Annotated in this window: 18 protein-coding genes; 12 read left to right on the top strand and 6 right to left on the bottom strand. The window is 60.8% G+C overall.

The annotated features are described in order from the left end of the window. Window positions 1-6: 6 nt before the first annotated feature. The 4 genes from OLX23_RS23080 (at window position 7) to OLX23_RS23095 (ending at window position 9,517) form a co-directional block, all read left to right on the top strand. Entirely contained in the window at window positions 7-2,118 is a 2,112-nt protein-coding gene (locus OLX23_RS23080; RefSeq protein ID WP_264447610.1) for a hypothetical protein, read from the top strand. A 179-nt stretch (window positions 2,119-2,297) separates the two neighbouring features. After that, a complete protein-coding gene (locus OLX23_RS23085; RefSeq protein WP_264447611.1) occupies window positions 2,298-3,623 on the top strand; it encodes a hypothetical protein in 1,326 nt (441 codons plus the stop codon). Further along, window positions 3,620-9,085 carry a hypothetical protein gene (locus OLX23_RS23090; protein WP_264447613.1) on the top strand — a complete coding sequence of 1,822 codons (5,466 nt, stop codon included), beginning with the start codon at window positions 3,620-3,622 and terminating at the stop codon, window positions 9,083-9,085. Before OLX23_RS23085 ends, OLX23_RS23090 begins: the two co-directional genes overlap by 4 nt. A gap of 3 nt (window positions 9,086-9,088) precedes the next feature. Further along, window positions 9,089-9,517, top strand: coding sequence for a very short patch repair endonuclease (locus OLX23_RS23095; protein ID WP_264447615.1), 429 nt, complete (start codon window positions 9,089-9,091; stop codon window positions 9,515-9,517). Window positions 9,518-9,713: 196 nt separating this feature from the next. Here the strand turns inward: OLX23_RS23095 and OLX23_RS23100 are convergent, their stop codons facing one another. From OLX23_RS23100 to OLX23_RS23115, 4 genes are all read right to left on the bottom strand, one after another. Then, entirely contained in the window at window positions 9,714-10,397 is a 684-nt protein-coding gene (locus tag OLX23_RS23100) for a hypothetical protein (protein WP_264447617.1), read from the bottom strand. Window positions 10,398-10,539: 142 nt separating this feature from the next. Continuing rightward, window positions 10,540-11,121: a hypothetical protein gene (locus OLX23_RS23105; RefSeq protein ID WP_264447619.1), complete on the bottom strand. Its 582-nt coding sequence runs from the start codon at window positions 11,119-11,121 to the stop codon at window positions 10,540-10,542. Between the two features lie 253 nt (window positions 11,122-11,374). Then, window positions 11,375-12,721, bottom strand: a complete 1,347-nt coding sequence (locus OLX23_RS23110) for an anti-phage deoxyguanosine triphosphatase (protein ID WP_319641344.1) — start codon at window positions 12,719-12,721, stop codon at window positions 11,375-11,377. A 24-nt stretch (window positions 12,722-12,745) separates the two neighbouring features. Beyond that, window positions 12,746-13,999: a MucR family transcriptional regulator gene (locus OLX23_RS23115; RefSeq protein WP_264447621.1), complete on the bottom strand. Its 1,254-nt coding sequence runs from the start codon at window positions 13,997-13,999 to the stop codon at window positions 12,746-12,748. Window positions 14,000-14,483: 484 nt separating this feature from the next. Between OLX23_RS23115 and OLX23_RS23120 the strand changes: the two genes are divergently transcribed. The 8 genes from OLX23_RS23120 to OLX23_RS23155 all read left to right on the top strand — a co-directional run bounded on the left by OLX23_RS23120 (window position 14,484) and on the right by OLX23_RS23155 (window position 23,183). Beyond that, a complete protein-coding gene (locus tag OLX23_RS23120; RefSeq protein WP_264447623.1) occupies window positions 14,484-14,780 on the top strand; it encodes a hypothetical protein in 297 nt (98 codons plus the stop codon). Then, window positions 14,773-17,184: a type IV secretion system DNA-binding domain-containing protein gene (locus tag OLX23_RS23125; RefSeq protein WP_264447624.1), complete on the top strand. Its 2,412-nt coding sequence runs from the start codon at window positions 14,773-14,775 to the stop codon at window positions 17,182-17,184. The genes OLX23_RS23120 and OLX23_RS23125 overlap by 8 nt, the downstream gene beginning before the upstream one ends. A gap of 3 nt (window positions 17,185-17,187) precedes the next feature. Then, window positions 17,188-20,214: a MobF family relaxase gene (gene mobF / locus OLX23_RS23130; protein WP_264447625.1), complete on the top strand. Its 3,027-nt coding sequence runs from the start codon at window positions 17,188-17,190 to the stop codon at window positions 20,212-20,214. Between the two features lie 10 nt (window positions 20,215-20,224). Then, window positions 20,225-20,560: a hypothetical protein gene (locus OLX23_RS23135; protein WP_264447626.1), complete on the top strand. Its 336-nt coding sequence runs from the start codon at window positions 20,225-20,227 to the stop codon at window positions 20,558-20,560. 120 nt (window positions 20,561-20,680) lie between these two features. Next, window positions 20,681-21,082, top strand: a complete 402-nt coding sequence (locus OLX23_RS23140) for a DUF2726 domain-containing protein (RefSeq protein WP_264447627.1) — start codon at window positions 20,681-20,683, stop codon at window positions 21,080-21,082. A 205-nt stretch (window positions 21,083-21,287) separates the two neighbouring features. Then, window positions 21,288-21,749, top strand: a complete 462-nt coding sequence (locus OLX23_RS23145; protein WP_264447628.1) for a hypothetical protein — start codon at window positions 21,288-21,290, stop codon at window positions 21,747-21,749. Between the two features lie 109 nt (window positions 21,750-21,858). After that, complete coding sequence (locus OLX23_RS23150; protein WP_264447629.1) at window positions 21,859-22,140, top strand: hypothetical protein; 282 nt, start codon at window positions 21,859-21,861, stop codon at window positions 22,138-22,140. Window positions 22,141-22,343: 203 nt separating this feature from the next. Beyond that, window positions 22,344-23,183 carry a lytic transglycosylase domain-containing protein gene (locus tag OLX23_RS23155; protein WP_264447631.1) on the top strand — a complete coding sequence of 280 codons (840 nt, stop codon included), beginning with the start codon at window positions 22,344-22,346 and terminating at the stop codon, window positions 23,181-23,183. On the opposite strand, the gene OLX23_RS23160 is transcribed toward OLX23_RS23155, so the two are convergent. Then, window positions 23,173-23,589 carry a hypothetical protein gene (locus OLX23_RS23160; RefSeq protein WP_264447632.1) on the bottom strand — a complete coding sequence of 139 codons (417 nt, stop codon included), beginning with the start codon at window positions 23,587-23,589 and terminating at the stop codon, window positions 23,173-23,175. The two genes, OLX23_RS23155 and OLX23_RS23160, sit on opposite strands and share 11 nt — an antisense overlap. Before the next feature lie 27 nt (window positions 23,590-23,616). Beyond that, a partial coding sequence (gene tnpC / locus OLX23_RS23165) for an IS66 family transposase (RefSeq protein WP_264447633.1) occupies window positions 23,617-25,249 on the bottom strand: 1,633 nt, incomplete at its 5' end.

The raw sequence follows: 25,249 nt of genomic DNA on the forward strand, positions 1-25,249 counted from the left end.
GGACGAATGACGGTCGAAGGTGCGGCGCCTTATCCGGCGCAGTTGCTCAATTGGGCTGGCAATCGGTCCGGTGGTGTCCGGCGCCTTTTCGATTCAAGCAGCGGCCGGCCCGGCAAAGCAGTGTTCGAGACGAACCTACTTCATAGATTGGAGCAGTGGACTTCGGACATCGCCTCACGACCCAACGAGACGCCGCGGATTCTCCTGCTAGTTGGAGGGCCTGGGAACGGTAAGACCGAGGCGATCGAGTCGACGGTAGGGTGGCTAGACGCCTCCCTGCAATGTGGTGGCGAATTGATTGCCGGTCTTCGCCAAGCGTTCTTCCCAGCGGAGGGAACCGCCGTTCCTCGGGTCGTGCGGGTCCTTGCCGACGGCGGCTCGAACGAGGGTAAGGCGACGCTCGGACTGTCGATCGTGCAAGACGCATCCGCAGTAGTCGATGCTGCCGGTCGCACGGCGGCCCAGCTCCTGCTCGATGAACTGGAGAGTTCCGAAGCATCGACCACCGGAGAGGCCTACCTCTGCTGTGTCAACCGCGGCGTGCTGGATGACGCGCTGATCGAAGCAATCGACACGAATAGGGAGCGCTCGCTCAACCTGCTTGAAGCAGTGACGCGGGCTGTGAGCCTTTCGCCCAACGCCGCCCGATGCTGGCCACTCGATGGCTTCCCGACCGTGGCGGTTTGGCCGATGGACGCTGAATCTCTTCTCCTGTCGCCTGAAAAGGCAGGAGAGGAGCCGGCTCGCAGCTTGTTGCGAACCGCGCTCGATAGCCGGATGTGGCTATCCCCCGGAAGTTGTGCCGGCGGCGCGACCTGTCCGTTCTGCGGGAGTCGGGAGCGCTTGGCGCGTGAGCGGGAAGAAGGCTCGCTGCTGAAAATGCTTCGGTGGTACGAGGTGGCGAGCGGTAAGCGTTGGAGTTTCCGCGATCTCTTTACCCTCGCGTCATATCTGCTTGCTGGGCACCGCGTGACCCCTCGCGACGCTGCTCTAGAACCCTGCGAGTGGGCGGCCAAGCAAGTCCTCCAAGACGAACAAGCCCGGAGGGGAGCAAAACCGTCGAAGGAACAGTCGACAGCAATCTTCCAGCTTGTTGCTGCGCAGTACCAGCACGCCTTGTTTCATTCCTGGGACCGCGAGGCCGGGCCGGCACTGCTTCGCGAGCTCAAGGACCTCGACATGGAAGACGACAACACCGCCATGGGCTTGGCCTGGTTCCTGTCGTCGCGGCGTTCTCCCTACCTTCCAGCGATGATAGCGGACACGCTTGAGGGACTCTCCATTCAGCTGGATCCAGCGCTGGCCGACCCAGACATGGAAATCCAGGCGACGACAAATTCAAGGTTTGCCTTGAGGGAGCTAGACGTTCGCTTTAGCCGCTCGGTGGCCGAGGGGTTGGACTACGTTCGCCGGCTGCAAGTCCTCACGCGGCCAGAAGTGGACCTTCTGGAACGACTGGCGAAGCTCGATGGCGACCTCTCTCTTGGAGGCGTACGGCGCAAGCGGCCGGCATCAGCCACAAACGTCCAGCGCTTAGTAAGGGATTTCGCATGCCGGCTGGTCAGGCGATCCTTCGGCACGCGCACCGCGGCGGCGCTAGACGCGCCGATCCTCGCTGACTTCCAGCGAGTTATCGAGGACACCGCGGGCGATGACCTCTTCGACGTCGCCCAGGAGGTAGAACAGCTCCTGAACCGGAATCAGGACTTTGAGATTTCCCTGACGACGACCTTCGGCCAGCCCCTCCCACCAGCCATAAGGCGGGCGACGCTGATCGTCCCATCGCGGTCTGTGCAGCCCCTGGAGATCGATACGGTTGGTCGGCCAGCATCCCCAATCTGCTTCCTCATGGTTGGAGATGGTCGGTCCGGGCAGCCTATTGCCCTAACCTATGATCTATTCAAGGCCGTCAGGGAACTGGAGCAAGGCATGTCCATGGCTTCGCTACCGCGCACGGTGCTGGCACTTCTGGACACAACGCGCGCGCGACTTTCTGGCCCGATCGTTCGCGACAAGATCATCCTTGACAGGGCGCGCATCAGGATCGGCTCGACTGACACTTCCGTCGTCCAGCGACGGTCGGGCTTTGGCGTTCGCAAGGAAGGGGCATCGCGGTGACTCTCGCGAAATTCCGGGATGAACCCTGGCGCACTTCCCATTCAGCATACCAAGACTCGGTCTTGGCGATGTCGCCGGCTCCAGAGTATGCAAGTTCCGAAGTAATCTTGTCGTCGTTGTACAGACACGTAGGACTAGAGGGCTCATCGGAGCGCACGGTCCCGCAGCGGGGCCGTGAATTGGACAGGGAAGTCCAGCGCAGCCGCGACCGGTCGCGAAAGCCCGATGACGCTGCGCTCGACGCGGACACATTCCATTTGTTGCTGCATTCGATTCTCGAAAGCCCAAAACTACCGAACCAGTCATCGAAGCGGTTCGTGCAGGTCACGCCGCTCGTTCCGCAGGCAGCGGTGTTCTCGGGCTCCGCAAGATTGAGCAGCAACTCATGGCCAGCCGGCGCGCTTGTGCGCCGCATGGTCTGGCTCGGCTCGCCAAACGATGCCGCCGCAGCGGCAACTTGGACCGCGCTATTCGAGGGCCTGTCCGTCTCCGAGGAAGACGATGTTTTTGCCCGCTTCCTGCAGCAAGAAATGTCGTCCTGGTGCCCAGAGTCCAGTTGGGCGGAGTTCGAAGTGACCGAGAGGGGCACGCTCGACCCTGCTGACCGCAGTGGGTTGCAATATCCTGCCGGTCGCTTCGTCCGCGACCTGTCGGCTATCATCGCAGCGAAGGATGCAATGACCAGGAGGCAGTGGACAAGCCTCCTGGAAGCCATAGTTCGGATCGCAGCCGTCGCCCATGTTACATGGCTTTGCGACGTGCATGCGCGAACATGGAATTGTATTCGCTCGTCGCTCGATGGAGGTGGTCCCGTTGGCGAGACCGAAACAAGAACGGCGATGTTCCCGCAGAGGTTCCAGTTCCTTTCCTATGGCGATAGGGCGTTGCCCGGGATCAAGGATCGGGCATCAGCTTTCCTCCAAGCCCGATTGGGGATGAACGCCGCGCTCTGGACATTGCAGGAGGCGGGCATTTCTTGCCAGCCGCTATCATCGGCCCAGTCCGTCGCGGCGACGTGCGAAAGCCTGCGTTGCCTATCAGCTGGACAGATTTCGGCGATTAAGGAGCTACTGGACGAAGTTTCCGAGCGCGAAACCCGGACGCTTCTTTGCAAGAAGGGCATCGGCTCCAACATCATGGAATTCGCGCGCCACGTTCTCGGGCAGCGCCAAGCCGCCAATCCCATCCTTCGGGGCTATGATCAAGGCTACGCGCTGCGCAAGCGCGGGACGAGTAATGCCAGCCCATGGGTAGTCGGTCTTGGGCCGGTCAGCGTGTTGGCGCTCGTCCATTGCGCCCTGGCTGGAACCAGCGGTCCCCGGTCGGTTCGCCGCCTCTCCCAACACCTCGCAGGCTACGGTGCAATCGTCGACCATAGGGACATCGCCACGAATGACCTCGGCCACCAACTTAGGATGCTCGGCCTGGTCCTAGATAGTCCAGATGCGGAGAGTGGAATGCTCTTGGTTCCACCGTTTGAAATTACGCAGGATTTCGCCGGATGAGTCGCCTTGCCACCCACATCGCAAACCTGATCCGCGACAAGCTTTCCCAGTCTGCCGAGGGAGAGGTGAGGCTGATTTTTCACGGCCCGCCGATGGAGGTGATGGCAGGCGTCTTCGATACCCTCGTCTCAGGTGCCGAGCAGTCGGCCGTGCCGATCCTACTCCAGCTCCCTATGCTTCAGGCTGGCGAGGTAAATCCTGCCATCGGCGCGTCGGGACGATGTGACGATACCCACCTCCTCAACTTGCGGAATTCTCCGCGTAAGCCGATCTTCCTGGCGCTCGTGCCTCCTGGTCAACACAGCATGCGCTCCGTCACCTCCACGACAGACGAGTTCGGGGTCGCGGCGACTAGCAACGGCGGGAACGTGCCGTTCGAGGACTGGTGGGCAGATGGGTTTCTACAGGAGATAGTCAACGTCGGCATAACGAATGCCGGCATATCCGATCCGGTACAACGGGAAGAAGCCCGCGACCTCTTGTCGCGATCGGCGTCGGCCGCGGATGAAATGGACGAGGATCGGACGCAGCGCCTGGCTGCCTGGAAAACGATTTCACGACTATTCTCGATTGAGCCAGGCCGAGAAGGTCTTTCCGGCACGCAACTGCTGAGCCTGGCATGTGGCATGCCACCAATGCGGGATGGCTCGCTGTCGGCCAAGGAGCAGGCAGCAATCCTGGAGAAGGTTGCTGACGCAATGGCGGATGGCTTTGGCCCAGGCATCCGGAGGGCCCAGGAGAGCGCTTCCGACGAGGACAGTCGCCATCTCGATGCCTTTCTAGGCCACTTGAAGGACGGCGGGATACTTCCGACGGCCTTCGAGCGCGCGACGCCTGCGTACTACGCTTCAAGCGGCGGCTTAGAGCTTGAATGCGCGCAAAACTGGTGGCGAGCTTTGACCGTCGAGAAATGGTCCGAACTGCTGACGGAAGATGCAGCGGCGCAGGGCGACATCAAGATGGGTTGCTCGAATGGCCTAATCCCGGTCGCGAAGGGCATGCCGTTCATCGTGGAATCCAGCGTGGCCTTGACGTTCGAGGCCGTCGGTCCGGATGCCGTTGCTACAGTTGTTTCCATTGAGCGCGGAAAGGGCAACAACGTTGGGAACGTAATTGCAGGCGAGAAGCCGGAGAGCGTCTTCGTCGATCAAGCTCCTCCATCGCACAAGTCGCCGATCCGCTATTCGGCTTCCGCGGAGAACTTCAAGCCCGGCGCCGTGAAGGTCATTTCCCTCGCGACATGGCAACCAGGCATCGTGGTCGCGTGCCGACTAGCCCGCAAAATGGCGCCGCCGAAGAAGCCTTCGCGGGCCCCCAAGGGCTCGCCGGCATTGGAGACGAGTCTTACCGTTCCAGGTGGCGGTCGCTACGAATTGTTGGTGCTCACCTCCCCCGGCGTTGAGGTCGATCCAGTCGCCTTTGGGGTTTCCGACGAGGTCCATGATCGTCCAGACGGACGCCAAGAGCTGGACGTGCGCGCTATCCGCGAGGGCTTCCACCAAGTCGAGGTCGAAGCCGATACCAACTACCAAGTCGACATTAGCTTCACGAAGTCGCTCCCGGACGGATCTGTCTCCGCGGAGACTTGTCGCGTTTTCCTTGTGGTCGAGGAAGTCGTCGAGCAAGGTTGCCGCAGTGAATTCGAGCGACTGATTAGGGCGAACAGACGAGTTATCGAGCCTTCCGAGGCGAAGCCGGTCGTCCAGTTGAATCGAAGTGCGCGCGCTTCCAGCTTGCAAGATTGGATGTTGTCGGAAGACGCCGTGCCGCGGTCATATCTCCCGATTGTCCTCGCGGACGACTACGTCGACGCCTGGGTGCAGCCTGCCTGGGGGGTAGGGACCGGGCCGATCTTCTCTCAAGGGCGCTTCTTGCAAGACCCGCGCCCCCATGCATCGGAGTTCGCACCGCCCGACGGGTTCATCGAGGCGCGCCAGGCGATCGCGGCGCGCGTTCGCGGCATCGGCGACCAAACGGGCCTCGTCGAGGCGGCGGAGTTGGGGAAGTGGCTTTCCACCGACGACGAATTCCGGACGCTGGTCGAGCGGTACCTCGATGCCTACCAGGCTTGGCTCGCATCAGATCCGGACGTCGCATGCTGGGTTGATGTCGCAGTCGTCACCTCGCTTGAGGATGACCGCAAGACGATCTCGCGTGTCCCCGACGCGATCCTGTTGTCGCCCTTGCATCCATTGAGGATGGCTTGGCATGCCGTCGCGCAGAGCGTGCTGCTAGAAGCGGACGAGGGCGGCAACCCATGTCCCGCCGTTAGCGTGCTCGATCCCGATTGCATCCCCGACCTGTTGTCCCTCTCCCTTCGATCCCCCGGAGGCATCGAGAAGGTCGACTTCCTCGCCGTGGAGAATGGCACGGACTATTGGTCCGTCCTTTGGAATGGTGATCGCCTCGGTCGCCTTCCCCAACGGTCCAGGCTTGCTCCGTTCGGCGAGGCATTCGGAATTTCAGTAGGCGGGATTTCGGTTGGATTCAGCGCAGCGCAGGTCGCTAGGTCATTAGATGACGTCTCGGGCTTGCTATCTGCGAAGACATCCATCGGCGTAGTCGTTTCGAGTGCTGGCGGCACAACTGACGCTTGTAACGAGGGCCTTTTGACGTGGTGCTCCGAGCGGTACCGCGAACAAACGACGCGAGCGACAAGGCAGGCCGCCGGCCGCAGGTTCGTCGATATCTATGATCATCGGGACAGTCTTTCGCGGCCGGACGACGCAACGATCGCGAACTTGACCGAGGATACTAGGAACAGTGTTCGGTGGTTCGAGGGCCAGCCGCCGAATGCCAGGCCCGACCTTGGTATCATCGCTCAACTTGACATGTCGGAGCCGAGCGCCGCAGAGGTTTCCGGAAGATCGCCGCTTGGCCTTGGCGGATTGCTCCGCCACCGCGTGCGGAGGCAGCTACCAGGAGCGTTTCTCAGCGAAACGCGTCAATCATCCTTGTCCACCGCGTCCGGCGACGTGCTGGCCGACAAGGTCGCTACTTGCGTGGCCACGGTTGAAAGCCTGGGCGAGCGCCGGACGGGGCTGCGGTTTGCGCCGAACGTAAACGTCGTCAGGGACATGCTGGAAACGCGAAAGACGGACTTCGTCGCGGCTTCCTCCTCGGCGATCGACCCGGCCTGCTTCCTAGGGGGATGGCTAGAGGGCGCGTATCTTTGGGACTACGACATGCCATCGTATTCCCATCGAGCCGGCGACACTAACGGCTACTACCTCTTGTCGAAGGTCAAGGATGCCGACCGAGAGGCGCTGTCTAAGGCACTGTCCAAGTTGCCTGGCTGCGCGGCAATCGACTCCTCCAAGATCCAAGATGTTTTGCTGGAAATAGCTCGACGAGGCATTCCTACAATTCGCGGCCTGGCTGGCGATAACACTGGGGCGACAGGCGATCTTGGCCTCTTCGTCGCCGTGCGAATGCTGCAAGATCGGTTTCGCCTCTCGAACATAGGCGACAGTCTTGTCCCCGTGCTCGACGTCGATGGGGACGGGGTCTCGGCGTGCATCATCGTGCCCGTGGACCCATTCCGCGGCTATTTCTCCGACTTGGCCAAGTCGCTGGGCCACGAGCGAAAGGACGCATCGCTCTCGCGGCCGGACCTCCTTGTCGTCGGCATGAAGGCCACGAATGGCGGTGTCCGTGTCCATCTAACGCCGGTCGAGGTAAAATGCCGGCCCGGATCCGTATTTCCTGCCGCCGAGATCAACGACGCCTTGGAGCAGGCCCGGACTTTTTCGCGATTGTTGTCGAGCATGTTACCGCATGAAGGGCAGCCGGTCGCATGGACGCTGGGCTTTCAACATCTGTTGCTGTCGATCATCGGCTTCGGGATGCGCGTGTATAGCCAGCACCCCGACATCCAAGGCAAGGAGACGCATTGGTCGGTGTTGCACGAGCAGGTCGCGGCCGCGATCCTCGATCCCAAGCCATGCGTCTCGATTGACCAACGCGGGCGACTTATCATCGTCGACGACAGCGCCCGCAGTGGCGTCCGGGATCGCGATGGCGACGGGTTCGACGAGACGATAACGATCGGAAGTGCTGACGGTGGCCAAATCGTGTCCGGTAATCCCTTGGAGTTCTATGAGGGCGTCCGCGCGCGCGTAGGACATTGGGACTTGTTCCCCACGGGTGCCGAAGCGGTCACGCGATCGGTTGCGATCAGGTCCACGGACGAGGGCATCGCAGAGGTGGAAGAGGCGGCAATTCCGACGGGGGCGGAGGCTGGCGTCGCGGATGCCGCAGTCGTCGACGCCGCGCAGGCAGTACCGATTGAGGTTGAAGCGCCCGCGGTCGCCCCAGATGCGTCGACGGGGGTGATCTTGTCGATCGGCAGGACCGTCGACAGCTTCCAGCCGGCCGACCTGTCGCTCAACATTTCCGACACTCGGCTAAACCAGTTGAACATGGGAGTCGTCGGCGATCTCGGTACCGGCAAGACGCAGCTCCTGAAGTCGTTAATCCTCCAGATCAGCGATTCCACCGCCGGCAACCGCGGCATCAAGCCGCGCTTCCTGATCTTCGACTACAAGCGAGACTACAGCAGCCCGGACTTTGTGGAGGCGACGGGTGCGCGGGTCGTCCGGCCCTATCGTCTCCCACTGAACTTGTTTGACACGTCAGCGATGGGCGAGGCCGCGGCTCCTTGGTTGGATCGCTTCCGCTTCTTCGCGGACGTCCTCGACAAGATTTACTCCGGGATAGGGCCGGTCCAGCGCGACAAGCTCAAGAAGGCTGTTAAGGCGGCCTACGAGAGTTGCCTGCCGGGCCAGCAGCCGACGCTCTACGACGTGCATACGGCATATGGAGAACTGCTCGACGGCAGGTCGGACTCCCCGATGGCGATTATCGATGACCTGGTCGACATGGAGGTGTTTGCCTCAAGTACCAGTGACACTATACCCTTCGACGAGTTCCTCGACGGTGTTGTGGTCGTATCCCTTGATGCCCTCGGTCAGGATGACCGGAGCAAGAACATGCTAGTCGCAGTGATGCTGAACATGTTCTACGAAAACATGCTGCGGACGCCGAAGCGACCGTTCATCGGCACCGAACCGCAGCTCCGTGCAGTCGATTCCTATCTGCTGGTGGACGAGGCAGACAATATTATGCGGTACGAATTCGACGTGCTGCGGAAGTTGCTGTTGCAAGGTCGCGAGTTCGGCACCGGAGTTATCCTCGCCTCGCAATACTTGCGGCATTTTAAGGTGAATTCGACGGATTACCGCGAGCCGCTGCTGAGTTGGTTCATTCACAAGGTACCTAATGTGACGCCAGCTGAGTTGTCGGCGCTGGGCCTAACCGGCGGCTCAGCGGAGCTTGCCGAGCGCGTAAAGTCGCTTCAAGTCCACCAATGCCTTTACAAGTCCTTCGATGTCCCGGGCGAGGTGGTCCGCGGGCTACCGTTCTTCGAACTTGTTGCGCAGAGGAGCGCGAATGAGATATAGGTAATGGTCGATACCCTGACGCCTGCCCAGCGATCAGAACGAATGTCCCGAATCAGGTCGCGCGATACCAAGCCAGAAGTCGCGTTGCGGAGGGAACTTCATCGCCTAGGATTTCGCTTTCGGCTCCATGGCAAGCACCTTGCCGGCAAACCCGATATCGTCCTGCCTAAGTACCGGACCGTAATCTTCGTGCATGGCTGCTTCTGGCATCGCCATCAGGGATGCAAGGTCGCAACGACGCCAAAGTCGAACACCGAGTTTTGGATCGAAAAGTTCAATCGAAATGTCGAGCGCGATGGACGCAATCTCGAACAGCTTCGCAACGAGGGATGGAACGTGATCGTTGTTTGGGAGTGCGAAATCAACACGCCGCCGAAGGCCGAGGCCAGAGCCAGATCGCTGGACGTGTATCTGCGAGGAATTGTAAGCTAGTGATTTCGCATATTCGGATTATGTCATTACGATAAAGGAATTTCTAAAGAAGTATACTGAGATAGCCTCAGGGGAATTATGTCAATCATACTGAGCTTCCAAGAAAATATGAATTTGTCCGCCTATCCGGCTCATGATTGAGTTCGGCCGATACATCGAGTAATTTCTCTTATACGCCTTTAGTTCATTTCTGAAATCAGTAGTACTCGTCTGTGACTGTAATGATAGGCTCGCCGCTATCGGCTTTTCTGGATGCTGCTATCGCTTCAGCAACCGCCTTGTACTTTGCACCAATTAAATCGGCCACGCTCGAATCTGGCTTGCAGCCCGCATCAATTCGAGCCTTTCTGTTTCGAGCCTCGGTCATCTCCGCGACCGTGTCGTATGCTCTCAGGACATTGCTGCGCTCATTCCAGTTCCAGCCATTGTTGCTAACGGAAGTTTGCTCAATCACTACTTGAGCAATCCTTTTAGCGAATATCGCGGAATAGATCGCACCGTCAGTCAGCTCCGGACGATTTTCAAGAATCTCTAACATCTCAAGATAGGTTCTGGAGTTCTGATTTATGCGTTCGATCGCTAGGAAGCCTACCCCATAGACGTTGTCGGCATCGCAAATCGCGATTGCGGCGTTTCGATACGAGAGTATCCGCGCCACACTCGAAGTGACCTCCCGGATCACATCATTCTTTTCTTTCTTGGCTCGTGCGAGATCTTTCTCCCTGATCTCATCCTGACGCTTCCATTCTTTCTGGGCCGCCCTTCCAGGCAACCACATTGCCAAGAACGCCGCCGCAACCGTGCCAATTGCCGACCAGGCTTCCCAGTTTATCTTGAGCGCCCACAGAAATGCTAGGACGCTTACGCACGTGCTACCCAACTCAATCCCTCCAAAGAAGCCGCTAACTCGGCACATAACATAAGTACAAAGCGCCAGCTATCGGCTCCATCGTACCAGAGTGACGGAACAATCAGTCGCTCTTGAAAAATATGAGTTCATTAATATCTAGAAATATTGAACGCTACTTATCAATGTCGCGTCCTTGCAGCGTCGTCAAAACATCCATCATGCGATCCAAGCAATCATTCTTCTGCTTAACGTCCTCGCGAGCAGGTGATGGCATGGTGTTCAACTGTCTATTCAGTGCAATTAGATCTTCATCAGACAGCTCTTCAAACTGGCTACGGTATTTCTCAACGCCCTCGCTCCAAATAGGCGAGTTCCAATCCGTACAGTCATCAGTGTCGATGCTCATAAAGCCCTGAACTTTATCGGGGCCAACCACCTTTTGCTGAAACAAGATAGCGGTCTGCGTGATGAGGGATGCGCGCGCTGTAGCTGATAGGCCCTTCTCGGGCGAAAGTGGCTCGAGTCTTGCCCAATGCCCGGATGGCATCGTCACGGGAGACTGAAATGGAATTTTTTTGAGCAGAGGCTCCGGTTTGTCCGCATCGGTGGCCGCCGCGCTAGCAGGCGTCATTTCTGGTCCACTCGGGGCTGGTGGTGGATTTGAGCACTGCCATACAGCCACCGCGAGGCTCGCAACAGCGAGCGAGGTGCCAATCCACCATCGCCGTTTCTCGATTTGTGCCTTCGTCGGCATCGCCCGCCCCCTGATGATGCCTAAGTGTCCCGCACGTAACTCAGCGGCTGTCCGAAATCAATGAATGCCCGTCTTTGATAAATCCCGGATCCCAAGTCCACAAATTCTGATCCGAAGTCTCGCCGCTTGTGGACGGCATTCCCACGACGTGCGGTCAGCCTAACTCGCATCCTGCCACTAATTGGCAAGTTGGATTTGTCCTGATTTGGTGGACGCGTCAATCGCGGGTATCTGCGATATAGGAAATGTCCCATTACAGGCGGTCGAACACGGAGCCTAGGCGGGGCGAGAAGAGCCGTTCGTATGTGCGGAGGAGGTGATTGTCGGTCATCCCGCTCACGTAGTCGCATATTACGCGTGCAGGCTTCTCACCGCTATCAAGCTTGGCGTAGATGTCCGTCGGCAGGAAGCTCTTTGGATCCGATTTCATCACCTCGAAAACTGCGATCACCATCATCTGTCCCTTGAGTTCTAGGTGCTGCACGCTTGGGCTTCGAATGACCATTTCGTAGATGAAGTCCTTCATCGCATCGACAAAGGTTTTGACCGGTCCGGGCAGGCCGGCCCGATAGCGCAAGCGAGGCTCCTCGAACTCGGTATGCTCGTCAAATCGGACGGACGGAATGATGTAGTTCAGCACCCGGTTTATCTGGTGTTTGCGGCGGTCGCCGCCACCGAACAGCCTTTCTACAAAACCTTCGTAGACGTCGTTGCCGTACTCCCCCCACGCAGCATATTGGACAGCTAGGTAGTCGAGTATTCCTTTGCATTTGTCGGGCGGTACATGACGGCGAAAATCGTTAGGCTCGATAAGCCTTAGCGCCAGCGCATCCTCAAGGTCGTGGACCCCGTAACTGATGTCGTCGGCGAGGTCCATGATGCTGCAAGCGAGCGACTTGTGCTGCGCCCTGTGATGCTTGCCCTTCTTCGCCTCGAAGCCTTGGAACAGGTCCCGATCGCCTCGCGACAGAGGCTGTAGGATCCAGTCGACCACATCGTCTTCGGTGCCCAAGTAGCACTTTGGCGGCTTCGATGCTTCGCGGTCCAGCAGAGGTGTCCCGCTGGTCTCCTCAAGCATCTTCGGCTTGATGGCAGGGTTCGCAGCGAGATCGTATGCAATGGGGTACTTGAGGACGCCCATCATCGTCTCGCGTGTCAGGTTCGAACCCGCCTCTCTCGAAAATTTCTCGAGCCGCGAAAGGATGCGCAAGGTCTGCCCATTGCCCTCGAAACCGCCGTCGGCGCGCATGCAATAATTCAGCGCAACTTCCCCGCCGTGTCCGAACGGGGGGTGGCCGAGATCGTGCGTACAGGCGATAGCTTGGATGAGGCTGTGCTCAGGCAGGCTGGCGAGGGCGGGATGGTCTGGATAGTTGAAGCGCAACTGCTTCACGATGCCTCCCGCGATCTGGGCGACTTCAAGCGAATGCGTCAGCCGCGTCCGATAGAAATCGCTGTCCCCGAGATTGAGGATTTGCGTCTTGCCCTGGAGCCGGCGGAAAGACGCCGAGTGGACGACACGACCGTAATCAATGTCGCCCTCCGAACGGGCATCGTAGGGCTTCCTGGTTTCGGGCGTTCTGCGCTCTAGCCAACTCATTATCGTCCCCGATCTGCCGCCGTGTCAGCCCTGCGGACTGGCAGCGGGCATCCGTGCCATCCGTTTAGCTTTGGGCGCCTTGCGTGCAGCCCCAGCATCGTCCGAGACGACGTCTTCAACGGGCGGCACGGGTGCATCGACGGCCGGCTCCACTGCCTTGCTACGAAACAAACCGAGCTTCGCCCGTGGAGGCGACTTCGCGGTGTCGACAACGGCCGATTCCGATTTCGCCTGGCCGCTAGGTACCACCTTCGTTCGGTTGCGCGTTGGAGCCTTGGAGGTGGCAGCCGCCGCTTTCGCACCCGCATCACCCTTCGGCTTTGCTTCCTCCGACGGCGCGGCCTGAACTTGCGAGGCGGCGCCATCCGCCGCAGCCACCGGCTTCAGATCGGCGACCGGTTTCGTCGTCTTTTTTGCGGAAGAATTGCCCGAGGCCTTGCGCTTCGCAGTGTCGACGGCTCGCTTTGCGACAGGCTTCTCTTCCGCCGTTTCGATCCTCGGAGCTTTTGCGAGCGGTGTCTTCGCGGCAGGCGATTTCGAGCGGGTTCGGGCAGGGGAAGCGGCCTTCTCCTGGGTCAGCTTTTGCGCTTCGGCCGGGGCCTTCGCTGCGGTTAAGGCCGCAGCCTTTTCAGGAGCTGCCTTTGCGCGAGAGCGGGCAGGAGATGAAGCCTTCGTCGACGCCAACTTGCTTACCGCCTTTTCGGTCTGCGGCGCGGCGGCTTCGATCTTGCCGACAACCTCGGCGACCACTCCAGTCTGGCTCCCAGCATCCGGCGATTCAGCTTCAGGTTTCCGCTTGACGCCAAGTCCAATCTTCTGAGCGATCTCGCGCCGCTTAGCCGCGAAAGCTGGCGCGACCATGGGATACGAATCCGGGAGGTTGTAGCGTTTTCGATAGGTCTCAGGGGTCAATCCGTGGCGCGTCAAATGCCGCTTCAGCGTCTGGTAGGGCTTGCCGTCGATGAGGCTAAGAATATGGTCGGGAGAGGCCAAGCTTTTGCGCACCGTGACCGCTGGCGCCGGATGTTCGTCGGCTGCCGGGTTAGATGCCGCCGGCGGATCTTCGGTGAGCGCAGATCGCGTCGTGCGGATGAGGTCGGCAAGCTCGTTTGAGGCGACAGTATTGTTTGCCAGATACGCGCTCAGCAACTGAACCGTGAGGGCGGTAACATCCGGTTTAGGCTCGGTCTCTGGCATGATGCATTTCCCTTTCACGGCTATTCGATGTGCCGGGCTGATCAGGCAGCCGTAGACGCCATTTCTTTCAAAATCCAACATCGCGGCGCGGCAGCTTTGCAAGGAACTGCCGGGCGATACCTGGCCCCGCAGTGAGTCAGTAATCGTTGTCAGTTTGCATATTCATGCAGGCTATCTGTGGACCGAAGGCGCGATTGCGACGCGTAAGGGCGAACAACGAGGGTAGCCATCAAGCGCCGGCTCGGCTAAATATCCCCACAGGAACGGGAAAGAATTGTCCGTTTCCTAAATCCGACCAACCATTATTCGAGGTGATGAAGTGCCTACTACGGAAGCACACCCTACACGGCAAGCCGTAACTCTAAGTAGGTGATATTGCGCCGTTAACGCGCGTAAACGGCGTTTACGCATGTAAACGCCATTGGTGTCGTTTAGTTTATCCCGCAAAATCACGCGTTTCCGCGGCCCTGTCTGTAAACGCTTAGACGGTAGACACCGCGCTTGCTGGCGATTAAGAATGGCAGCGCGATAACCGAACCAAGCCTTCTTTCGAAAAGGCTTGGAAATGAAATCACCTTCAGAAAGCCAAGTCGTCGGCGTGCGTCTGCAGCCAGACATGGCGGGCATGATCGACCAGGTCGCGTCGATCCGTTCATGCGATCGCTCTGAGGCGCTTCGCCACATCATCCAGATCGGCGCGCCGCTCGCTCTACGCTCTCAGAACGTGAACATCGACAGGCTGCTGACCGGGCTCGAAATCCTCGTCATCGACTGCCTTCGCCGAGCAACCGAAACCGATGCGAAAGATGCCGAAGTTTTGATCCAGGCGGCCACTACGAACGTGGCGACCTACCATGGCTGATCAGGACATCCGCTTCAGCAAATCCGCCGCCACGATCGAGCATCATTCGGCGCGCGGGAAGGTTGTCCGAAACGCTGGAAACTTCACCCGGGGATCGCAGCTTTTTTCGCATGAGCTGATGATGACCTGGGCAGGAATCCGGGTTCCGATCCTGACCTGGCTTGGCACCTCCGCCGTGCTTCTGTCGATCATCTCCGCCTTCTATTTCGAGGAACACGAAATCCAGCTGTGCCTGATGAAGATCTACGCGGAATTGTGGAATTGGGTGGCGCTCAATCCGCACAAGCCGGTCAACCTTACGTTGCCCGATGGTTCGGTCGTCGTAGGGCAGATGTCGTGGGTTCCGCACCACTCGGCCGTCGTTGTGGCGTGGGCGAAATTCATGCGTCTGTTGTTGGCCTCGGGGCTAGGCTCGGTGTTCATCTGCGCACCGTTGACGCTCTGGTTTATCGACTACTCGAGGAAGCGCGGGACTGAGATTTTGAAGGAGCGCCATGAACGCGGCGCACTGCTTATTCCCAAGGATCAGCTCGTCGAAGAGATCCGCCGTCACAACCGCGCGGAGTTCGACAAGGAATGCGCAGATCGTTCGCCGCCGGCGTCTCCTCCGGCGGTCCTTGATCTTCCCACCGCCGAGCGCGTTCGCAGCGGTTTTCACGTGCCCTATTTGCTTGCCGGCATCCCCTATCCGTGGCGGCTCGAACAAAGCCACGCGATGTTCATCGGCACGACCGGTGCGGGGAAGACCACCGAGCTGAAGAAGCTCGTGACGCAGGCCCGCGCGCGGGGGCACCGCTGCGTGATTTTCGATCTCACCGGCAGCTTCGTCGAGAGCTTTTTCAATCCAGACACGGACACCATCCTCAACACGATGGACCGGCGCTGCAAGCCGTGGACGATCTTCTCCGACTGCGACAACTACGCTGAGTTCCTGTCGGCCGCGACGGCGCTCATTCCGAGCGGCCACAATGCAGAGGATGACTTCTGGCAAAAGGCCGCCCGCACGCTCTTCGTCGAGATGTGCATGAAGCTCATCCAGAAGGGCGCAACGAGCAACGGCGCGCTGGCCTATCATCTCATGCAGGCTGACCTGAAAACCATCAGCCAGGAGCTCGAAAATACGGTCGCCGCACCGCTCGTCGCGACCCAGGCGGCCAAGATGGCGGAGTCCATCCGCGCGACCTTCAACACGCACGCCAATGCGCTCCGCTTTCTCCCCGATCCCAGGCCCGGCGAGGAGGGTTTCTCGATCAATCGTTGGATGGCCGACGAGGGCGGTGAGGGCGCTATTCTGTTCATTACCTCGACCCACCCGGACCTCGTGCTGAACAGGCCCCTGCTGACGCTGTGGATGGACCTCGCGGTGAACGCGTTGTTCCGCATCGGTCGCACCCGAAATCTGCGTACCTGGTTTCTCCTCGACGAGGTCCACGCGCTTCATCGTCTGCCGGCGATCGAGCATGGTCTGCAGACCGCCCGCGCGGTCGGCGGCGCCTTCGTTCTGGGCATCCACTCGTTCGGAAAACTCGCCGAAACCTACGGCGAGAATGGCGCGATCAATCTCGGTTCGCTCGCCCGAACGAAGCTCATCCTGACCACCTCGGATATCGAGACGGCGAAGCGTTGCTCGGACTTCATCGGCAGCCGCGAAGTGCGCCAAATGGATGAGGCATACAGCTACGGCTACAACAATTCGCGCGATGCCTCGACGATCACACCGCGCAAGGAAGTCCAGCATCTGGTGATGCCGGACGACATCAAGGAACTGCCCTCGCTCCACGGCTTCGTGAAGTTCCCGGACGGCTTCCCGGCAGCCAAGATCCAGCTGAAATGGTTGAGCTATCCCCACGTCGCCGAAGGCTTCGAACGGGTCACCACCATGCGGGCATCCGAATACTCCCCGGAGGAGGAATCCGACGACGAAATGGGCGAGGAAGGGCGCGAGGGCGACGGGCCTGACGGCAAGCCGCAGGAGGTCCTCGATCGTGGTGAGCGGCAGCCTGAGAAGGATCCTGCAGCGGTTGATGACCGGTCAGAGGCAGAGCTCAGCGCGGAAGCCCTGCGTAGCGCGTTCCCGATGGCGCCGGCCAAGCCGACCGAAGAGCCAGGGGCCTCGAGCCCGACGGGGCAAGGCGAGCAAGCGCCCAAGTGGCTTGGCGGCCTCAAATCGCCCAACACCGGGAGCACGGATGACAGGCGGGAGAGCGAGCGTGAGCAGCAGGGAAGTACCGATGCTCAGCGTCTCCAGACCTCCGACCAGCGGAAGGAAGCCGATCGGCCCAATGCTCGAAAATCGGAGCAGGAAAGCCTGATCGCGAAGGAAGAGCGTCAGGGTATCGGTCTCGAGGAGGAGGAGCATCGCCGGGACCACGATGCCGGCGACGATTTCGGGATGGAGATGTAGACCATGCACTCCATCGCATCGGTGCGCTCCGCCGGCGGAGCTGCCAACTATTTCGCCAAGGACGACTACTACACGGCCGAGCATTCGGCCGAGGCCACCGGGTGGGGCGGCAAGGGGGCTGAGGCGCTTGGGCTTACGGGCGATGTGAAAAAGGAGGACTTCGAAAACCTCCTCAACGGCAAGCTGCCCGATGGGACATTGGTGAACCAGAGCGCCAACCGGCGCACTGGAATCGATCTCACCTTCTCGATGCCCAAGTCGGCCAGCGTCATGGCCTACATCGCCGGCGACAAGCGCATCCTCGCGGCGCACATGGCCGCCGTCAAATCGACGATGGGCTGGGTCGAGAAGACCATGGCGGAGGCACGCGACTACAGCCGCAACAAGAGCGGCGAGCCTGTGCGAACGGGCAATCTCGTCTATGCCATGTTCGAGCACGACACGAGCCGCAAGCTCGACCCCCAGGGCCATATTCATGTCGTCGTCGCAGCGATCACCAGGACCGCGGCTGGCAAATGGCAGGCGCTGTGGAATGGTGAGCTCTGGAAGAACAATACGACGATCGGTTCGGCCTATCACGCCGCGTTCCGAGAGGAACTTGCCAAGCTTGGATATCAAACTGAGCTTACCGGCAAACATGGGCAATTTGAGATCAGAGGCGTCCCAAAGGACGTCATCCAGGAGTTCAGCCAACGGCGCGAGGAGGTGGTCGCCAAAGCGAACGAGATCGGCATAACCACGCCTCAGGGCCGGGACCGTGTGGTGGTCAATTCCCGGGATCCCAAGATCACGGTCGATGATCGGGCGAAGCTCGGGGAGTCCTGGGTCAATCGCTCCGCCGCCCTAGGGTTCGATGGCAAGGCGCTCTTGAGCCAAGCTCTCAGCCGGAGTGCTGTCGGCGCTGGGATCGATGGGCAAAAGCCGATCGGAATTCCGGCCAGGGTTCAGGAGATCATCGCCAGCGTGAGCGGTGTGATAGGCGACTACCTGCGGCCCGCAGACGACCTCACGACCAAGGGCTTGGCCCGAGCCTCCTTGTCACCGGCGCAGCTGCGAACCGAAATGGCGGTAGCCTCCGCGATCCGAATGTTGGGGCAGCGTGAGGCGGCATTTTCGGTCAACGATATCTACAAGTCGGCCCTGAACTTTGGCCTGCCGGGCGTGACCATCGAAGGAGCGGAGAGCCGGGTCTCGGCCCTGGTGGGCCAAGGCAAGCTGATCCCAGGAGCGACGACGAGGCTGGACGGGGTCTCCAGTCAGGTCACCACACCGCAGCATATCGCTCAGGAGCGTCAGCTGCTTGCCGGTATCGACGAGGGCAGGGGGGCCACGGCGCCGATCGTCTCCGCCGAAGTGGTGAGCGAGAAGCTGCAGGCCGCCGCCGAGCGGCCGCTCAATGGTGAGCAGCTCGCCGCGGCAACTCTTGCGTTGAGTTCGCCCGATCGCGTCGTCGTGATACAGGGCGTCGCCGGCGCCGGCAAGACAACCATGCTGCAGGCCATGGCCGCTGTCGCCACCGATCATGGAAAGGAGGTCATCGGCCTTGCCATGGCAAACAAAATGGTCGCCATGCTCCGCGACGAAACCAACATCGACGCGACCACGGTGTCGTCCTTCGTCAACCAGCATATCCGCGGCGCAAGGGCAGGGCAGGGGTCGGCCTTCGAGGCCTCGAGGGCTGCGCTCGAGAACAAGGTCCTCGTGCTCGATGAGGCCTCGCTCGTCGCCAACGAAGCTATGAATAACCTCGTCACCATCGCCAATGTCTTCAAGCTCGACGGTCTATGGATGACGGGCGATGAGAAGCAGTTGGCTTCGATCGACTGGGGCAAGGCCTTCGGTCTTGCCCAAAGCCACGACCCGGCGATGGCGCGCCTCGACACGAGCCAGCGGCAAAAGACCGAGCACATGCAGCAGGTGGCCTCGCTCAGCCGGGCGGGCAGCTTCAAGGAGGCCTTCCAGGTGCTCGGTGCGCGGGTCCAGGCCCATGGCAACGAGTATCTCGAGCAGGCTGCGGACCGTTGGCTCAGCTTGTCGCCTGAAGATCGCGAACGCACCGCGATCTATGCTTCTGGCCGGGTTGCGCGCTCGGAACTCAACGAATTGGTCCAAGCCGGCCTCAAAAGCGAGGGGTCGATCTCGGGCGAGGGCGTGCGGGTTACAACGCTGCAGCAGGTCAACACGACGCGGGAGGAACTGCGGTACCCGCAAACATACCGCGCCGGTCTCGTGCTCGACGTGGTCCGGCGCAATGACGACATCAGCCTCCTGCGAGGGCGGTACGAAGTCCTCGGCTCCGATACCAAGGGCAGGGTAGTCCTGCGTAATGAGAGCGGCCGGGAGCTCCGGTTCAATCCGCAGAAGATCAATCCTGCAGATCAGCGCGATACGCTGAAGCTTTCCGAGAAGATGGATACGTCACTGCATGGGGGCGACAAAATCCGCTGGGCCGACAACGACAAGCAGCGGGGCCTGCTGAACTCCGAAGCTGCCAAGATCCTCTCGGTCGGCGAGAACGGCGTGAAGATTGAGAACGCGAAGGGAGAGGTCCTCGAACTCCAGCTCGGCGACAAGATGCTCGAGCGCCTCGGGCTTTCCTACGCCATCAACATGCACCAGGCGCAGGGCATGACGACCGACAGGGGTATCGGCGTCATGCACTCGACTGAGCAGAACCTCGCCACCCAGAAGTTGAGCTATGTGATGCTCACGCGCGTCCGCGAGGACGTGGAGATTTTCACGAACGACCGCGACCAGCTCCTGCGGACGATTTCGCGCAATGATGGTGAGAAGACCAGCGCTCTCGAAACAACCGGAGAGAAGACCCTTGGCAAAGCCTCGCGCTTTGACGCGAGCAAGGTCGGCAAATTCAGCGCGAGCGTATCCGCCGGCGTACTCAACGGCGCTGGTTCCGCGATCGGCTTTCCGACGCACGGGCTTGAAGCCCTTAGCGCAGCCAAATCATCGGACACGCCGGCCCCGGCGAAGGACGTGGACCTGCCCGAACGCAATATCGAACGCAGCCGATGAGGGCGATCACATGCTGACACCATCGAACACTCTGGCATCCATCGTCAGGCAGGCAGGCCTCGAGGACTTTGCCGATGCGATCACGATCCACAAGCCCATGCGATGTGACTCCCATGCCCAAACTTATGCGCGATGCGGCCACTTGGCGGACGCGATCGCGCAGGAGCAGGTCTTGGCGGATGTGGCGGCGATTGGCTTCGCGCTGTTTGCGGCCGCTGTGGTCGGCCGGATCGCGGTTACCTTTGTCGAGCTGGCGGGGCTCGCCCTCCGACGTCGACGCGATTGGTTGAAGGTCCGGGCAGCGATCTCGCACGGCGGTTTGCAAGCGGAGGCGATCGATGGCTAGTGGTCACTCTTACGGAGCTTTCTGCCGCTCCTCATGGTTCTCGGGTTCGCGCTACTGGTGAAAGCCTGGCTTGGGCGGCGACCATCGGGGCCAACGCTCGACGTGATGCCGGCGCCCCTGATGACGCCGATCGAGCGCAGGACGCTCGCGCTGATTGAAGAAACGCTGCCCTGGGCGAGGATCCACGCTCAAGTATCGATGGGTGCGATCCTCAAGCCCAAGAAGGGTCTGAACCGCTCTCAGGCGACGTCCGTTCGGAACAGGTTCTCGAGCAAGCGCGTGGATTACGTCGTTGAAGATCGTCAGACCGGAAAGGTCGTCCTGCTGATCGAGCTCGACGATCGCTACCACCGGGCCGATTCAGATGCCCGCCGGGATCGCATGATGGCGGCCGCTGGATACGCCACGCTGCGCCTGCCAGGGTCGGAAACTCCGAGCCGAGAAAGTGTGGAGCGGCACATTCGGCACGCCTTCGCTCAACAGCCCGAGCTACTTCCGCGGGAGATCCGCTATGGGCATTGATGATCGGGATTACATGCGCGAGCGTAAAGGTCCGCGGCCCGGTGCCCCGGGGGACACGCGCTGGAACGATCGAAGGTCGCGTGTCGAACGAGGCGACTGGGCAGGCGCCCGCTGCGACCCGAACCGACAAGGCTTTGTGTACCAAAAGGACCGCTGATGGCGAGAGCGAGGGGCAAAAACCCGGGTCGCCTGGGCGGGAAAGCTTGTGCTCCCGCTGGTGCTGCTGACCTATGGATTGAGGTTCTACACAGACGCGAAACGGTGGGACTTCCTCCCCGACTTCAGTTTTTCCGAGCCCTTCCCAAAGAGCGGGGAGTTCAAGGTGCGTCGGGCTTATGCGTCCGGCGAAACGATGCCGCTCATGGTGATCGCGAGCGACCGGAAGGTCGTCGTTCAGCTGCTCAATAAACGCTCCGAGCCGATCTTCGCGACCTATGTCCGCGAGAACCAATCCGCGAGTGTACAGGTGCCCAAGGGGGCATGGAACCTCCGTTTGATCGAGGGAAAGAATTGGCACGGCGACAACGAGTTCTTCGGCGCCAACACGGTGACGGAGGACTCCCTTAAGCGAATGGACCTCACTGAGCGCGGGCGAACCATCGACCTGCGGCGCCGGTTCGACGGCAACCTCAAAACCGTGAACCGCTGGTCGGATCCGACTTTCTAATTCCCGCTCGACGGGGGATTGGAAATCAAGCTGCCTGCTCTGCTTCGCAGGAGTATTGGTTGGGTGCACCGTTGGCTATCATGTCGTGCGCTAGGACAAGGACCAGGCCATGGACGACACGCGCATCTTTCTGAACGCCGAGATCAGCAAGATCAATTTTCTCCTTGAGAACCTCTACGCGGTCGCGCTGCGTGATCGCGGTGCGGCGGCTGATGACGTTCCGGGCCTTGCCGAAGCACTTTTGCATCAGGCGAGCCAACCAGGGACATCCTATGGTGAAAGCGGAGGCGAGGAGGAGGAAGTCGCGATCCGTGAACTTGCCCAGCACAGGATCGCGATGTTCTTTTCCGGAGTCCAAGAGCGTCTGCGCTCGCATGAGGCTGGCGATTGAGCGTCCAGCGTCCGTTGTGACAGGCGGATCGGCCCTTACGGCGTAACTTGGCGACGGCAGTACGTCGCTCACTACCTCCACAGTTGTGAGCGCGGCGCCGATCTTCTTGCCTCAAAACCTGGCGGGGCGCTTGCGTCGTCAATGATGAGGTGTAGAATTGAACGCGCGATAACCGAACCAAGCCTCAAGTCAGAGGCTTGTTCATGAAAATCCCCAAAAGTTTCATCGTCATCGCCGTACCTTTAGCCATGGCCAATGTGGCAAATGCTCGCCAGGTGGAGGTAAGCGCCTTCACCGCGAGCAATGGCGAGTTTCGTCTCCTCGAACCGGGGCGCACGCCATCTACCAGCGCTGATACGGCAGCGGTGTCTTCCGCACGTCTCGACAGCGAATTCGAAGCATTGGCTCCCGAAACCATTACCGATTCTGGCCCGAGCCTTGTCGCGAGCATGAATATCCCATCATGGATGAAGGGGAGGGCTTCCTCAACCGATGTCACCGCGCCGCTCGCGTCGAACGCATCGATCACGGCGTGCGGGCCTGTCCCTTACGCGCCGCACCCAGCTCTGAACGCGGCGCAGGAACTGCGGCGGCAACGGTATTTCGGTCAGATGGCGACAGCTGCGTGCGGGGCGGGGGTGCCGGTCGATCTGTTTGATGCGCTGATCATCCAGGAGAGCCGCTACAACCCGCTCGCGATCAGCTCGAAAGGCGCCTCTGGTCTGACCCAGCTCATGCCCGGCACCGCGACCTCTCTGGGTGTTTTCGATCGATGGAGCGTTGTGCAAAATCTTGATGGCGGAGCGCGCTACCTGCGCAAGCAGCTGGACACATTCGGGAATTGGGCGCTCGCGCTCGGGGCATACAATGCAGGTCCAGGCAATGTGATGAAGTACGGCGGGCTGCCGCCGTTCCGAGAGACCCGCGGCTATGTGCGAGCGATCCTCTCGAGCGTCAGCACATATCAACTGCGGCAGAGGTCTGGGATCGGACTCGCGTCACAGCCGAGCAGAGGCGTCACGCTCGCGTGGTTCAACCGATAGGCTCGATGTTCCAGAAGACCTCGAAGCCGATGTGATTGGCGAAGGCGAGCGCAATGAGCGCTATGACCGGTGCGCCGTGAAAATAGTTCTTCTGCCATCGGAGCCAGATTTTCGGCAGTGCCAAAGCAATGTCGAGCCTGGTTCCGAGGGCGGGGCGCCATGTGCCCGCTCGCAATTCAGACGCGGTGACGATGACCGACAGCACCGCGCAGATAAGCGCCATGGAGTCCACAGCGATATAGAGCGATGTCCAGGCGATCAGTGCATCGGGGTTCATGCGGCAACCATAGTCGATACGTTCTATGATTGCATTAATGGCGGGCGAAGTGGCGGGTTCCGGCGGTTCCTTCTGCTTGGTCAGCCGCGATGAGTTATCGCTGTCGGTACCATGTCTTGGCGTAGCCATCCGGTGAAAGCCGCGGCGTAGCGCGGATCAGGTGGTGATCGAGCGCTGGGTTGGCTGCCAGTTCCACGGCAGCAGCTGATCGAGTTGGCGGGCCGGATGCTCAGCAATGCGAGCGAGCACATCGGCGAGCCAGGCCTGCGGATCAACGTCGTTGAGGCGGGCGGTCTGGATCAGGGTGTAGAGGATGGCCGCGCGCTGACCGCCGCGATCGGATCCACAGAACAGCCAAGCCTTCCGTCCGAGCGGCACGCACCGCAGGGCACGTTCTGCGGCATTGTTGGTCTGGCAGATCCGGCCGTCGTCGAGGAAGCGGGTGAAGGCGTCCCAGCGCCGGAGCATGTAATTGATGGCCTTGGCGAGATCGTGGTTGCGCGACAGCCTGGCGAGCTGGGTGGTGAGCCAGACGTGAAGCTCGGCCATGAGCGGCACACTCAGTTCCTGGCGCACAGCGAGCCGCTCGGCCGCGTCCTTGCCATTGATGCCGCGCTCGACGTCGAACAGGGCATCGATCCGCTGCACGGCCTCGAGCGCGATCGGGTAGATCATGCCGGCATGCTCACCGCGGCTCTTCTTGCGAGCTGCGCCGGCGACGTCGGCCAGCTCGAAGAACTTGCGCCGCGCATGGGCAAAGCAGCCAGCCTCGAGCACGGGCGCAGGCATACGTCCGGGAGCGTAGAGCTCGCCGTAGCCGCCATAGGCATCGGCCTGCAGGATCCCTGACCACGACGCGAGATGCGCTCGTGGATGTTCGCCGCGCCGATCGCGGGAGTAGTGGAACAGCGCCGCGGGCGGATCGGCGCCGGCGAACGGCCGATCATCGCGCACGTAGACCCAAAGTCTGGCCGTATCGGTCTTCACCTTGGCCATGACGGGCACGGTCGTATCGTCGCCATGCAATCGCTCGGCGGCGAGGACGTGCGCCTCGATGAGGCGATAGAGCGGCATCAGCGCAAAGGCGGCGGCACCGACCTGGTCGGCGAGCGTCGAAGTGCTGAGCAGCACGCCCTCGCGGGCGAAGCGCTCGGCCTGACGGTTGAGGGGCTGATGCTGGCCGTACTTCTCGAACAGCAGCATGGCGAGGAAGCTGGGACCAGCCCAGCCACGTGGCACGACGTGGAACGGCGCCGGCGGCTGCGTAATCGTCTCGCAGTCCCGGCAGGAGAACTTCTCGCGCACGGTCTGGATGACCTTCCAGGCGCGCGGGATCACCTCGAGCGTCTCGGTAACGTCCTCACCCAGCTTGGACAGCCGGGTGCCGCCACAGGCCGGGCAAGAGCATGGCGCCGGCACGACGACCCGCTCGCGCGGCAGATGCTCGGGAAACGGCTTCCGGGATGGCCGCTTGCGTTCGAAGGCGGTGACGGTCGCGGTCTTCTCGGCCGCGGCTTCAGCTGCAAGATCATCCTCGGCCGCGTCGGCCTCGAGATCTTCGAGCTGCAACTCCATCTGGTCGAGCAGCCGCCGGGTGCGCTCGGCACTGGCGCCGTACTGCTCGCGCCTGAGCTTGGCGATCTGCAGCTTGAGGTGCGCGATCACGGCCTCGGTGGCGCTCTCCCGGGCATGGGCATTGGCGAGCTTGGCCTCGGCCTCATTGGCGCGCTGGGTCGCGCTCGCCAGCAGCGCCTTGAGCGCTTCGATATCGTCAGGAAGGGGCGAAACG

It is taken from the genome of Novosphingobium sp. JCM 18896, from assembly GCF_025938095.1.
In the GTDB taxonomy this organism is placed as follows: Bacteria; Pseudomonadota; Alphaproteobacteria; order Sphingomonadales; family Sphingomonadaceae; genus Novosphingobium.

Excerpts from the sequence above, each read along its gene's own strand:
- OLX23_RS23135 (WP_264447626.1), top strand. The coding sequence starts at position 20,225 with ATGCTGACACCATCGAACACTCTGGCATCCATCGTCAGGCAGGCAGGC.
- OLX23_RS23105 (WP_264447619.1), bottom strand. The coding sequence starts at position 11,121 with ATGCCGACGAAGGCACAAATCGAGAAACGGCGATGGTGGATTGGCACC.
- OLX23_RS23155 (WP_264447631.1), top strand. The coding sequence starts at position 22,344 with ATGAAAATCCCCAAAAGTTTCATCGTCATCGCCGTACCTTTAGCCATG.
- OLX23_RS23120 (WP_264447623.1), top strand. The coding sequence starts at position 14,484 with ATGAAATCACCTTCAGAAAGCCAAGTCGTCGGCGTGCGTCTGCAGCCA.
- mobF (WP_264447625.1), top strand. The coding sequence starts at position 17,188 with ATGCACTCCATCGCATCGGTGCGCTCCGCCGGCGGAGCTGCCAACTAT.
- OLX23_RS23115 (WP_264447621.1), bottom strand. The coding sequence starts at position 13,999 with ATGTTGGATTTTGAAAGAAATGGCGTCTACGGCTGCCTGATCAGCCCG.
- OLX23_RS23150 (WP_264447629.1), top strand. The coding sequence starts at position 21,859 with ATGGACGACACGCGCATCTTTCTGAACGCCGAGATCAGCAAGATCAAT.
- OLX23_RS23160 (WP_264447632.1), bottom strand. The coding sequence starts at position 23,589 with ATGGCTACGCCAAGACATGGTACCGACAGCGATAACTCATCGCGGCTG.
- OLX23_RS23095 (WP_264447615.1), top strand. The coding sequence starts at position 9,089 with ATGGTCGATACCCTGACGCCTGCCCAGCGATCAGAACGAATGTCCCGA.
- OLX23_RS23090 (WP_264447613.1), top strand. The coding sequence starts at position 3,620 with ATGAGTCGCCTTGCCACCCACATCGCAAACCTGATCCGCGACAAGCTT.
- OLX23_RS23080 (WP_264447610.1), top strand. The coding sequence starts at position 7 with ATGACGGTCGAAGGTGCGGCGCCTTATCCGGCGCAGTTGCTCAATTGG.
- OLX23_RS23125 (WP_264447624.1), top strand. The coding sequence starts at position 14,773 with ATGGCTGATCAGGACATCCGCTTCAGCAAATCCGCCGCCACGATCGAG.
- OLX23_RS23110 (WP_319641344.1), bottom strand. The coding sequence starts at position 12,721 with ATGAGTTGGCTAGAGCGCAGAACGCCCGAAACCAGGAAGCCCTACGAT.
- OLX23_RS23140 (WP_264447627.1), top strand. The coding sequence starts at position 20,681 with ATGACGCCGATCGAGCGCAGGACGCTCGCGCTGATTGAAGAAACGCTG.